The organism is bacterium (genome assembly GCA_024226335.1).
Taxonomy (GTDB): Bacteria; Myxococcota_A; UBA9160; order SZUA-336; family SZUA-336; genus JAAELY01.
The window spans coordinates 1-12,029 of the sequence record JAAELY010000320.1; the positions used below are offsets into that span (position 1 = coordinate 1).

Below are 12,029 nucleotides of genomic sequence, written 5' to 3' on the forward strand. Positions count from 1 at the left end.
ATCTCGACAGGCACAACGCAGCGCCAAAGCCGTTCATCTGGACCAAGAGCGCCGAGCAGATCCTCGACAGCATCCGTCGCTTCTGTTCCCGAGTCCTCCAGGTCCACGCTCGGAAGCATTAGAGATGGAACTTCTGAAACCGGACACTAGCGCACCCGGTTCAGTCCAGAATTCGCTCGTTCAGGTACCCGGGCAGGGCATCGATTGAGATGCGCTCCTGCTCAGTCGTATCGCGATCGCGTACGGTGACCTTCTGATCTTCTTCGGACTCGAAATCGTAGGTGACGCAGTACGGTGTGCCTACCTCGTCCTGGCGTCGGTAACGCTTGCCGATGCTTCCCGGAAGGTCGACCGCAATATTGAAGCGCTTGCGCAGGCCCGCAGCGATCTTTCGGGCCGGTTCCGCGAGTTTCTTCGACAGCGGTAGCACGGCCGCCTTGATGGGTGCGATCTGTGGCGTCAGCCGCAGTACCGTGCGTTTCTCGCCCGCGACTTCGTCTTCTGTGTAGGCGCCGGTCAGAAGCGCGAGCATGCAGCGATCGACGCCGAGCGAAGTCTCTACTACGTACGGCGTGTAGCGATTCTTCGTTTCCGGGTCGGTGTACGACTGGTCCTTTCCTGAATGCTCGCTATGCGCTTTCAGATCGAAATCAGTGCGGTTGTGCACGCCTTCGAGTTCTTGCCAGCCGAACGGGAACTCGAACTCGATGTCGTACGCCGCGGCCGCATAATGTGCGCGTTCGTCCGGTCCGTGTTCGTGCCAGCGCAACTTCTCCGGGGCCAGGCCGATATCGTGGTGCCATTGGAGGCGCGTCTCTCGCCAGCGCTCGAAACAATCCCCCGCCTTGTCAGGCGGCGTGAAGAATTCCATCTCCATCTGCTCGAACTCACGTGAGCGAAACACGAAGTTTCTGGGTGTGATCTCGTTGCGGAAAGCCTTGCCGATCTGTGCGATACCAAACGGCGGTTTTTGACGACTCGATTGCATGACGCGCTTGAAGTCCAGAAAGATCGCCTGGCAGGTTTCGGCGCGCAGGTAGGCATCGATGGACGAGTCGGCCGACGCGCCAATGCTCGTCTTCAGCATCAGGTTGAACTGCCGCGGATCCGTCAGATCGTGTTGGCCATCGTCGCTTTCCGCGCAACGATCATCATCATCGACCTGATCGGCGCGGAAGCGTTTTTTGCACTTGCGGCAGTCGACCATGGGGTCGTGGAAGTTCTCGACGTGCCCGGATGCTACCCAGGTTTCGGGATTACAGATGATGGAGGAGTCGAGGCCGACGACGTCATCGCGCTCGCGCACCATGCGTTGCCACCAGGCGGCCTTCACGTTATTGCGCATCTCGGTTCCCAGCGGACCGTAGTCCCAGAACCCGTTGATGCCGCCATAGATCTCGCTTGAGGGATAGATGAATCCTCGGTTGAGGCAGAGGGCGACGATCTTGTCCATGAGAAACTCCTTCCAGCGCGGGCGAGTATCGAAACACTCCGAAACAGTGTCAACCTCAGAGTAGCTTCAACGGGGACAGTCGGGAAATCAGTGCCACGACTGCGGTCTCGACGCGCAGCGCGCGCGGACCCAGAGACACGGGTCGGGCGCCGTGCGCTTGCAGGGTTTCGATCTCATAGGGAATGAAACCGCCTTCTGGACCGACCACGAGCGTCAGCGCTTCGTCGAGGTTGCCGGGACACGGATGCTCTGCCTCGCCATCTGCCAGCAACAGGCGTCCCGAGCCGACAATCGTTTCGAGTTCATCTTCGACGAAGGGTTTGAAGCGCTTCTGCAGGGTGATCTGCGGCAGAATCGTATCGCCCGCCTGCTCCAGGCCCAGGAGCAGCTGCTTGCGCAAGGCCTCGGGTTCCAGACCGCTGCTCTGCCAGAAACTCTTCTCGACTCTCCGGCTGTGGATCAGCCAGATGGACTTGATGCCGAGCGCCGAGGCCTGACTGAGCACCTTTCGCAAGCTCGGCGGCCGGGGAAGAGCCAGAATCAGCTTGAAGGGGAGGGGGGCGGGCGGAGTTCGATCCAGCCTGACGTCCAGCTCCGCCACGTGATCTGAGAGTTCGGTCAGCCGCCCCGTTCCGAGCATGCCGTCGACTTCGCCCACGATCAGTTCATCGTCGACCTGTGCGCGCAGTACATTGTGCAGATGTGCAAGCCGGCGACCCGAAAACCGCACTCGCTCGGTAGAGATGAAGTCCGTTCGCTCCAACAGGATGACGTTCATGGAGTGCGGCTGCGGGCGTTCAGGGCTGCGAGAGCCGAGCAGCGACCGCCTCGATCCTGGACATGACCCGCAGCAGGTTTTCACCGAGCACCTTTCGAACGGTTGCCTCGGAATGCCCTCGTTCCAGCAATCCCTGCGTCAGCAGTGGAAGCGCCGTCACCTCTTCCATTCCTTTCGGCATGCTAGGTACTCCGTCCCAGTCGGCACCGATGCCGACGTGATCTGGCCCGGCAACCCGAAGAGCGTGATCGAAGTGGTCGAGAAGAACGCCCATCGAGGTCTGGGGGACAGGCTTTGCCGCGAAGAACTTTCGGCGGGCGCTGCGTAGCCGAGGCAGATCGGACTCGTACTGCTCTCGCATCTTCTTCAGGGCGCCACCCCACTTCTCGAAGTAGGCCTTCGTCTCGATATTCGCCTGCGCGTCGATGTACGAGGGGTAGAAATTGATCATGATCACGCCGCCGGTCTCCGCGAGCTTCTTCAGCATGGAGTCGTCCATATTGCGGGGATGGTCGAAGACCGCGCGACAGGAGGAATGCGAAGCAATTACGGGCGCCAGCGAAACGCGCATGACATCCCAGAATGTTTCGTCCGACACGTGTGAGACATCGATCATCATGCCCAACTGGTTCATTTCGCGGACGACCTGTTCGCCGAACAAGCTCAGTCCGCCGTGGCGCGGCTCGGGAACCGAAGTGGTTCCCGAGGAGTCGGCCCAGTCGGTGTGGAAGCTGTGTGTCAGGGTCATGTAGCGGGCGCCCAGTCGGTGGAACATGCGCAGCGCGGAAAGCTTGTTCTCGATGATGTGTCCACCTTCGACACCCATCAGGCTCACGGTCTTTCCCTCGGCCGCGTAGCGACGGATCTCGGCGGACGTGGTTGCGACCTCGACCTCGGGATGCCGGGCGGCCATCTGCCAGACGGCGTCGATGCGCTCCAGCGCCTCGCGGATCGCGCGACCGTCGCCGTCTCGCTTGCCCATGTAGATGGACCAGAACTCCACATCGAGCCCGCCTTCGCGCATGCGGGGCAGGTCCATATGGGTTTCGGACGCCTCATGTCTTGCCCCGAAGTCCCAGGTCGGATCCTCGAAGTAGGGTGTCGTGTCGGAATGGGTGTCGACCACGATTGCGTCGTGGTGCAATCGGAGTGCGCGTTCCTCCAGCCCGAGTTCGGCGCCGGATTGCAAGCAGCCGCTGCACAGAAGGGTCAGAGCGACGAATCTGAGGACCTGCGCCATTGGATCTGCCTCCTTCGGAATCGCAACACCGGTTTCGCGTATTATGACCGCATGACACAGACTTGGCACTTTGGAGACATCCTCGAGGCAATTGAAGCGGTCATTCCCGCGGAGCGACCGGCGTTGATCCACGGAGAGCACACGGTCTCCTGGTCGGACTTCGCACGTCGTTCGAACAATCTGGCCAGCTGGCTGCGAGAAAACGGAGCGCAGCCTGGCGACAAGCTCGCTTTCTACATGCGCAATCGAACGGAGTACACAGAGGCGCTCGCGGCCGCGTTCAAGGCGCGACTCACGCATGTGAACGTCAACTTCCGGTACCTGGATGACGAGCTCTGGTACATCCTGGAGAATTCCGATTCGAAATTCGTCGTGTTCGACCCCGAGTTCCTCGAGCACGTAGAGAAGCTGCGCGATCGCCTGCCGCGGGTGGAGCACTGGATCCAGTTGGGTGATTCGGTCGCGGATTTCGCGACCTCGTACGAAGCCATCGCAACGGGTGGCTCGGGAAAGCCACTGGGGATCGAGCGCGGCCCGGAAGACACACTCTTCCTCTACACCGGTGGTACGACCGGTATGCCCAAAGGGGTCATGTGGGGACTGCCCGATCTCTGGGCGGCACTGGGTGCGGGAGCCAGCGCGCCCGCACACGCCGGCCAGGCACCGGCCACGCTCGAAGAGTTGGTCGAAGCGGTGGCCGCCTTCGACGGTGCACGCCAGATTCCGTGCTGTCCGCTCATGCACGGAACGGGACTGTTTACCTCCATCACCAATATCCTGGGCGGCGGTACGGTCGTCACCTTGCCCGGGGCCAAGTTCGATCCCGTTGAACTCTTCGACACCGTCGATCGGGCAGGTGTCGACTCGCTGGTGATCGTGGGCGACGCATTCGCCAAGCCCATGCTCCGGGCGCTCGATGACGACGAAGGCCGCTGGGACCTGAAGAGCCTGAAGCTGATCGTGTCCTCGGGCGTGATGTGGAGCCTAGAGGTGAAGCAGGGTCTGCTGCGCCACCATCCGGGCCTGATGCTGGTCGATGCCTTCGGTTCTTCGGAGGCCGTGGGCTTCGGTTCGTCGGTCACCACGGCCGCGGGGGAGACCAAGACCGCGAAGTTCCAGATCGGTGAGAAGTGCAAGGTCTTCACCGAAGACCATCGAGAGGTTCAACCCGGCAGCGGCGAGAAGGGCTTCATCGCACGCTGTGGCCCGATTCCGCTGGGCTACTACAAAGACGAGGAGAAGTCTGCGCAGACGTTCCCGACGATCAACGGCGTACGCTACTCGATTCCGGGAGACTGGTGCCTGGTCGAGCCCGACGGAACGCTCACACTCCTGGGACGCGGAAGTGCTTGCATCAACTCCGCCGGGGAGAAGATCTTTCCCGAGGAAGTCGAAGAGGCACTGAAGACCCATCCCGATGTGGATGATGCCCTGGTGGTCGGCGTACCCGACGACAAGTGGGGAAACGCCGTGGTGGGTGTGGTCCAACTCGCTCCGAGCGCAGCGCTGGATGAAGACAAGCTGCGCGCCTGGGTTCGAGAGCGAATCGCCGCGTACAAGGTGCCCAAACGGATCTACGGAGTGGAGGCGATGTTCCGCGCCAGCAACGGCAAGGCCGACTACAAGTCGGCCGCGAGTTTTGCTGCCGGACAGTATCAGGGCTAGGGAAGCTCTGCACAGGGAGGCTGCGGCTGCGAAGCGCGATGCATCCGCCTGCGCTGCGTCGCGCGACCCTCTGCAGATCTACGGATCTGCGATCGGATCACGCTTCTTGCTCAGGCGGTGACTCCCGCTTCTCGCTCGAATCCTCCCTGTGCAGAGATTCCCTAGAGGTCTCGCTCGAAGTGGCTCACGGCATGGCCTGGGCCGATTTCAGATAGGCCACGAGCGTGAAGATCATTCCAGGGCTCAGGCGCGTCTCGTCCACCATCATCGCGTTCCGATCGTCGTAGCGTCGCCCCCACACCGGCATGTCCCGGTCGCCGTGGGCCGGCAGGCGGTTTCGGCCATCGATGAAGGCTGCGACCTCTGCGGCTTCGAACTGTCCACCGCGTCGAACGGCAATCTGCGTCAGGTCGAGAGGCGGCGTGCGCAACGAATCCGCGACCGGGCCGTCGCCGCGCAGCCCGTGCCCGTGACACGAAGCGCAGAAGCTCAGATAGAGGTCGCGTCCCGCTGCGATACGTTCGGCCTGTTCCTGCTCCGCGACCGGGGTTCCCGGTGGAGTTGTCGGACACGCCGAAACTCCCAGGAGAAGGACCAGCGATGTCGTGCATGCGAACAGTCGAATCTTCATGCCGCATCATCGTGCAACGCGCGTGCCCTCTCGGCGGCCTCCGATCCCCTGCTCTATGCGAGTTTCTGGGGCCAAAGGTCTCATCGGCAACCGCCCGTGCGACGGTCGGTCACACATAGCGGAGTCCCGTTCCCAACCTCGCTTCGAGCAATGGCTCACTTCCTGCTAGTTTTTCCCGCATGACGATCAAGCCGTTCGCGATCTTTCTGGCGCCTCTGGCGCTTCTGGCGCTCACTGTGTCTGCGGGACCTATTGGAGGCGTCGGCCCTGGAGAAGATGAGCTGCCGGCCACGATGCAGGACATCTTCGCCCAGCTGCACATCCTCCTTCCCCTGGCCGTACAAGATGACGCGTTGACGCGACCCGAAAACCGCAAGCGAGTCGAAGCGGCACTCGCACGCCTGGTCGATCGATCGGACGCACTGGCCGTACACGGCTCCTTGCGTGATCCCGGCGCCCGTTATCTCGGTGCAGTTCTCGGCCGCGAGGCCGCGCGCTCGCTCGAAGACGTGCGCGCCGGTTCTTCGGAGTCAGCGAGCTTTTTCGTTCGCCACTTGACCGGCGTGTGTGTGAGCTGTCACTCGCGCATGAGTTCAGACGACTCCTCGCTGGCTCGGGGCTTCGCCAATAACGAGAGCTTCAAGAGCATGGAGCCGTTCGAACGCGCGCGACTTCACCTGGCAACGCGCCGTTTCGACGACGCGCTCGACTCATACGAAAAGGGGCTGGATCAATGGTCTTCGCGCCTCTTGCCCTGGGGACCACTGGTCGACTATCTGGCGGTGGCCGTGCGAGTGAGACAGGTTCCCAAGCGCGCGCTCGCGACACTTCAGAAACTGGCCAGCCGATCGTTCTCGCAGGTCGTCGACGATGACATCCATGCCTGGATTGCAGACTTGCGGGCCCTTGAAGGCGAGTCCCCTGCCTTCGAGATCGCGCGCATCCGGGCCCAGCTCCGCCAGCTGAGCGAAGCGAAGCGCCGTGTCGCGGACCGTCGCCTGCTGGTGCGGTACCTCGCGGTCAGCGCGGGCCTGCACGCCGCGCTCGAAGAAGAACGAATTGGGCCGGAAAAACTGGCCGAAGCCTATCTCCTGCTCGGAGAAGCAGAACTCGAGATCGCGCGCTTCGCCTGGGCTTCAGCGGCGTTCCAGTACCTGGAACTCGCGATACAAACCGCCAGGGACCCGGTCATCGCGCGCAGGTCTTTCAATCTGTACGAGCAGGAGATCGTTTTTGGATATTCCGGTTCCGGTGGCACGCACATCCCCCCGGACATCCGCCAGCATCTGGAGGAATTGCGCAACCTGGCGTTTCCGCCGGCCGATCTGGAACCGATCTCGGATTGAGTTTCAGACCCGCTCGATGATCGTGCCCGTGCCCAGTCCTCCACCGCAGCACATCGAAATCAGGCCATAGCGTCCGTCTATACGCTCGAGTTCGTGCAATGCGGTCGTGATCAGGCGTGCTCCGGTGCTGCCGGTCGGGTGACCGAGTGCGATGGCTCCGCCGTTGGGGTTTACGCGCTCCTCGACCGGCTTGGCCTCCTTCATCCAGGCCAGCACGACCGACGCGAAGGCCTCGTTCACTTCGCAGGTACTCATGTCCTCGATCTTCAGTCCGGACTGCGCGAGTACCTTGGCGGTCGCGGGGATCGGACCTTTCAGCATCGTGACAGGATCGCACCCGACCAGGGTCGACGCGACGATCTTCGCGCGCGGCTTCACGCCGAGTTTCTTCAGACCCTCCTCAGATGCCAGGATCAGTGCCGCCGCCCCGTCGGAGATCTGTGAGGACGTGCCCGCGGTGTGCAGATTGTTGCCCTTGACCGGGTCGAGTTGAGCCAGTTTCTCCAGCGAGGTTTCGCGCAGCCCTTCGTCTCGCTCGACGCGCACCGTCTCGCCGGTGGGCTTGCCTTCGGCGTCGACCACGGGTGCGTCCAGGGGAATGACCTCGCGATCGAAGTGGCCGGCTTTCCAGGCTGCCGCGGCCCGCTGCTGGCTGCGCAGGCCGAAAGCGTCGGTATCGGCCCGCGTGATGCCGTACTCGTTCGCAATCAGCTCGGCACCGCCAAACTGGGTCGAGAAAGCGAAGTGCTCGCCATAACTCTGGGGCATCGGTGAGCCGCCCTTCATGTTCGCGCCCAGCGGAATTCGACTCATCATCTCTACACCGCAGGCCAGGGCGACATCCTCGAGGCCAGAGCCCACCAGTCCGGCCGCCAGAGTGGTGGCTTGTTGGCTCGATCCACACTGCGAATCGATCGTCGTCGAGGCCACCTCCTCCGCCAGTCCCTGCGACAACCAGGCGATCCGGGCGGTATTGAAACTCTGCTCACCCACCTGTGAGACGCAGCCTCCGATCACCTGTCCGATCTGCTCGGCGTCGACGCCGCTGCGGTCGAGTGCGGCCTTCTGGATGCGACCCAGCAGGTCTGCGGGATGGAGGGACGAAACGGCTCCGCCCCGCCTTCCGATTGGACTGCGGACGGCTTCAATGATGTAGACTGGACGCATAGATAGACCCCTCTAAGCATGGGTGGAGGAATCGAAATTCTCCGCTCCCGGCAAAACGATTGGCTCGTCGAGTTCAGGTTTCGACCCGACCATTTCGAGAATACCACCTGTCGAGTCGTCTGAGGGGAGGGCCGACCGCGGCGACGCGGTCCATGGCATGGGAGAAAATGCAGTGGAAAATAGTCAATCCGATCCCAAGGTCCGGAGTGAGTTCGTCGACGCCTACGATGACGACGAGCGGCTGTTGCGCGGTGCAATCCTGCGCGAGCCGATTTCCGCACTAGAACCCAGGAAGCCGGTGCTGGTTCCCGCGGAAATGAAATTGCGGGAAGCCGTGACCATCATGACGGAGAATCACACCGGCTGCGTCTGCGTGGTTGAGGAAGGCGTTCTCGTGGGTATCTTCACCGAACGTGACCTATTGCGGGCGGTACAGGAGAACATCGATCCATCGAATGTAAGTGTGGGTCAGGTCATGACGGGCAAGCCCGAAACCCTCAGGCCGGAACACGGGATCGCCCTGGCGCTGAACATGATGTCGGAAGGTGGTTTCCGGCACATTCCGCTGACCGACACGGGAGGCCGACCCGTCGGAATCGTCGCGATGCGGGACATCGTGAGGTTCATCTGTACCATGTTTCCCGACGTTACCTCGGCGATTCCTCCCGACCCATCGGCCATCCAGACGGAGTACGGCGGCTGAACGAAATGAGCGAACTGAACGGTGGCAGCGAGGGCGGTCCTTCGGGTTCCGTTGAAGAGGTTGATTCGGTAGTCATTCGCTTCGTCGGTGACTCCGGCGATGGCATGCAACTGACGGGGACGGAGTTCACTCGAACCGCCGCTCTGTCGGGCAACGATATTTCGACTTTCCCCGATTTTCCATCGGAGATCCGCGCACCCGCGGGAAGTCTGGCGGGAGTTTCCGGCTTTCAACTGCAGTTCTCGAGCCAGGAGATCTTCACACCCGGAGACGCGCCCGACGTGCTGGTCGCGATGAACCCGGCCGCACTCAAGACGAATCTCGATGATCTGGTGAAGGGCGGGCTGTTGTTGGTGGACAGCGGCGCCTTCAAGAAGAAGAACCTCGAACTGGCCTGCTACACCACGAACCCGTTGGAAGATGGCAGCCTGGCGGACTACCGCCTGATCGAGGTCGACTTCTCGAAGCAGGTATCGACCGCGCTGCGCAGCAGTGGGTTATCGACCAAGGAAATCCAGCGCACGCGCAATTTCTTCGCGCTCGGCCTGATCTTCTGGCTCTACGGCCGCGATACCGAACCCGAGATCGAAGCGATTCGCCGCAAGTTCGCGCGCAGCAAACAGATCGCCGACGCAAACGTCATTTCCTTCCAGTCCGGTTACTACCTGGGCGAGACCGCGGGTTTCTTCGACAACACGTACCGGGTTCCTCCAGCAAAACTCCTTCCGGGGCGCTATCGGAATATCACCGGAAACGAAGCGACCGCATTGGGGGTGGTTGCCGCCGCGCAGCTCTCCGGAAGCGACGTTTTCTACGGCAGCTATCCGATCACACCGGCTTCCGACATCCTGCATTACCTGGCCGGCTACTCGCGTTTTGGTGTCACGGTTTTCCAGGCCGAGGACGAGATCGCGGCCGTCGCGTCTACGATCGGTGCATCGTTCGGTGGCGCGATCGGAGTTACCGGAACTTCGGGACCCGGCTTTGCACTGAAGCAGGAAGGCATCGGTCTCGCGATCGCCGTGGAATTGCCATTGGTCGTGATCAATGTCCAGCGTGCGGGTCCCTCGACCGGCATGCCGACCAAGACGGAGCAAGCCGATCTCGCCCAGGTTCTGGTAGGGCGCAATGGTGAATCCCCGCTGGTGGTCATTGCTCCAGCGACGCCCGCCGAGTGTTTCGAGTACATGATCGAAGCCGTGCGGCTCTCGGTCGAGCACATGTGCCCGGTGGTATTCCTGACTGACGGCTCACTCGCGAACGGTACGGAGCCCTGGCGCCTGCCCGATCGAGAGGAGCTCAAGACGATTCGCGTCGAACACCACACCGACCCGGACGGCTTCGCTCCGTTCCTGCGCAACGACGATTTCGTGCGCCCCTGGGCGGTTCCTGGCACACCGGGAGTCGAGCACCGCATCGGAGGTCTCGAGAAGGAAGATGTCACCGGCAACGTGTGTTACGACCCGCTCAATCACGAACACATGACCCACGTGCGCGAAGCCAAAGTGCAGCGTATTGCTTCGCGGATCCCACTCGCCGAGATCGACGGTTCCGAATCCGGCGATGTGCTGCTCGTCGGCTGGGGAGGCACCTTCGGTGCCCTGCACCAGGCGGCCAAGCGAATGCGCGCGGAAGGCCATGCGGTTGCTCATCTGCACCTGCGTTATCTGAATCCGCTTCAGTCCAACGTCGGCGAGTTGCTCAGCCGCTATCGCCATGTCGTGGTCGCGGAATTGAACGGAGGCCAGTTGCGTTCGATCTTGCGCGATCGCTTCCTGATCGACGCCCGGGGACTCAACAAGGTGCAAGGCAAGCCATTCAAGGTGGGCGAGGTCATGGAAGCGATCCGTCCGCTGGTCGAATCGCGGCAATCCACGGAGCTACGCGCATGAATCTGCAGGAAGAGTCTGAGCGGGCGCCGCTCACTCGCAAGGATCTGATCACCGATCAAGCTGTTCGCTGGTGTCCGGGATGCGGCGATTACGCGATCCTTGCCCAGATGCAGAAGGTGATGCCGGAACTCGGCATTCCGCGAGAGAACATCGTATTCGTCTCGGGAATCGGCTGCAGTTCGCGTTTCCCGTACTACATGAACACCTACGGGTTCCACACGATTCACGGTCGTGCACCGGCGGTTGCGACCGGGCTGAAACTCGCGCGTCCGGAACTGTCCGTCTGGGTCGTTACCGGTGACGGCGACTCGCTCTCGATCGGTGGCAATCACCTGATCCACACGCTGCGCCGCAACCACGATGTGAACGTGCTCCTGTTCAACAACAAGGTATACGGACTGACCAAGGGCCAGTTCTCGCCGACCTCCGACGCGGGGATGAAGACGAAGTCTTCACCCAATGGGTCGGTTGCACGGCCTTTCCAGGCGCTTTCGCTGGCTCTGGGTGCAGAGGCCACCTTCGTGGCACGCGCGGTCGATACCGAAGCGAATCATCTCCAGGAAATGATCCGCCGCATGGCCCACCACAAGGGTACGGCCTTCCTCGAAATCTACCAGAATTGCCCGGTGTTTTTCGACGGCGCATACCAACCGCTCAAGGACCGACAGACCAAGGCCGACGAACTACTCGTCTTGGAGCAGGGCAAACCGCTGGTCTACGGGCGAGATGCCGATCGGGTCATGAAATTGAACTCGAGAAAGCTCAATCTCTATCCGAGCCGCCTTGGCGTGAAGGACGACGGAGTCGAGGTCCTGCACGACGAGCACAACCCGGATCCGACGCTTGCCACGCTCTTGTCGCGCCTGGGTCCGTCCGAAGGGCCGACGCCGATCGGAGTCATGCGCGACGTCGACGAACCGACTTTCGAAGAAGCGACGATCACCCAGAAGGAGGCCCTGCTTCGAGACCAGGGTCCCGGTACGCTCGAAGAACTACTCGATGCAGGGGATCGCTGGGAAGTCTGATCGGGATGCCGCCATTCCCGGGATGCCGCTATTCCCGGGATGCCGCCATTCCCGGGATGCCGCCATTCCCGGGATGCCGCCATTCCCGGGATGCCGCCATTCCCGGGATGCCGCCATTCCCGGGATGCC

The 12,029-nt window shown here is 61.9% G+C and carries 10 protein-coding genes; 5 read left to right on the plus strand and 5 right to left on the minus strand.

Features of this window, described 5'->3' with window-relative positions:
- Positions 1–160 precede the first annotated feature (160 nt).
- The 3 genes from GY725_16850 to GY725_16860 are packed head-to-tail and all read right to left on the minus strand — an operon-like array spanning position 161 to position 3,471.
- Positions 161–1,453: a glycine--tRNA ligase gene (locus GY725_16850; protein MCP4005860.1), complete on the minus strand. Its 1,293-nt coding sequence runs from the start codon at positions 1,451–1,453 to the stop codon at positions 161–163.
- A 55-nt stretch (positions 1,454–1,508) separates the two neighbouring features.
- Entirely contained in the window at positions 1,509–2,231 is a 723-nt protein-coding gene (locus tag GY725_16855; protein ID MCP4005861.1) for a 16S rRNA (uracil(1498)-N(3))-methyltransferase, read from the minus strand.
- Between the two features lie 19 nt (positions 2,232–2,250).
- Positions 2,251–3,471: a membrane dipeptidase gene (locus GY725_16860; GenBank protein ID MCP4005862.1), complete on the minus strand. Its 1,221-nt coding sequence runs from the start codon at positions 3,469–3,471 to the stop codon at positions 2,251–2,253.
- 51 nt (positions 3,472–3,522) lie between these two features.
- On the opposite strand from GY725_16860, the gene GY725_16865 reads away from it, so the two are divergent.
- Positions 3,523–5,136 (plus strand): acyl-CoA synthetase, encoded by a 1,614-nt coding sequence (locus tag GY725_16865; protein MCP4005863.1) that lies wholly within the window; start codon positions 3,523–3,525, stop codon positions 5,134–5,136.
- Between the two features lie 184 nt (positions 5,137–5,320).
- On the opposite strand, the gene GY725_16870 is transcribed toward GY725_16865, so the two are convergent.
- Positions 5,321–5,767 carry a cytochrome c gene (locus GY725_16870; protein MCP4005864.1) on the minus strand — a complete coding sequence of 149 codons (447 nt, stop codon included), beginning with the start codon at positions 5,765–5,767 and terminating at the stop codon, positions 5,321–5,323.
- A gap of 179 nt (positions 5,768–5,946) precedes the next feature.
- On the opposite strand from GY725_16870, the gene GY725_16875 reads away from it, so the two are divergent.
- Positions 5,947–7,113: a hypothetical protein gene (locus GY725_16875; protein MCP4005865.1), complete on the plus strand. Its 1,167-nt coding sequence runs from the start codon at positions 5,947–5,949 to the stop codon at positions 7,111–7,113.
- A gap of 3 nt (positions 7,114–7,116) precedes the next feature.
- Here the strand turns inward: GY725_16875 and GY725_16880 are convergent, their stop codons facing one another.
- The gene (locus GY725_16880; protein MCP4005866.1) at positions 7,117–8,280 is read right to left on the minus strand and encodes a steroid 3-ketoacyl-CoA thiolase; all 1,164 of its coding nucleotides are present in this window, start codon (positions 8,278–8,280) and stop codon (positions 7,117–7,119) included.
- 172 nt (positions 8,281–8,452) lie between these two features.
- Between GY725_16880 and GY725_16885 the strand changes: the two genes are divergently transcribed.
- Genes GY725_16885 through GY725_16895 form a run of 3 tightly spaced genes read left to right on the plus strand, consistent with a single transcriptional unit; the run spans position 8,453 to position 11,900 of the window.
- Positions 8,453–8,983, plus strand: coding sequence for a CBS domain-containing protein (locus GY725_16885; protein MCP4005867.1), 531 nt, complete (start codon positions 8,453–8,455; stop codon positions 8,981–8,983).
- 5 nt (positions 8,984–8,988) lie between these two features.
- Entirely contained in the window at positions 8,989–10,875 is a 1,887-nt protein-coding gene (locus GY725_16890) for a 2-oxoacid:acceptor oxidoreductase subunit alpha (protein ID MCP4005868.1), read from the plus strand.
- Entirely contained in the window at positions 10,872–11,900 is a 1,029-nt protein-coding gene (locus tag GY725_16895) for a 2-oxoacid:ferredoxin oxidoreductase subunit beta (GenBank protein MCP4005869.1), read from the plus strand. Before GY725_16890 ends, GY725_16895 begins: the two co-directional genes overlap by 4 nt.
- Positions 11,901–12,029 lie beyond the last annotated feature (129 nt).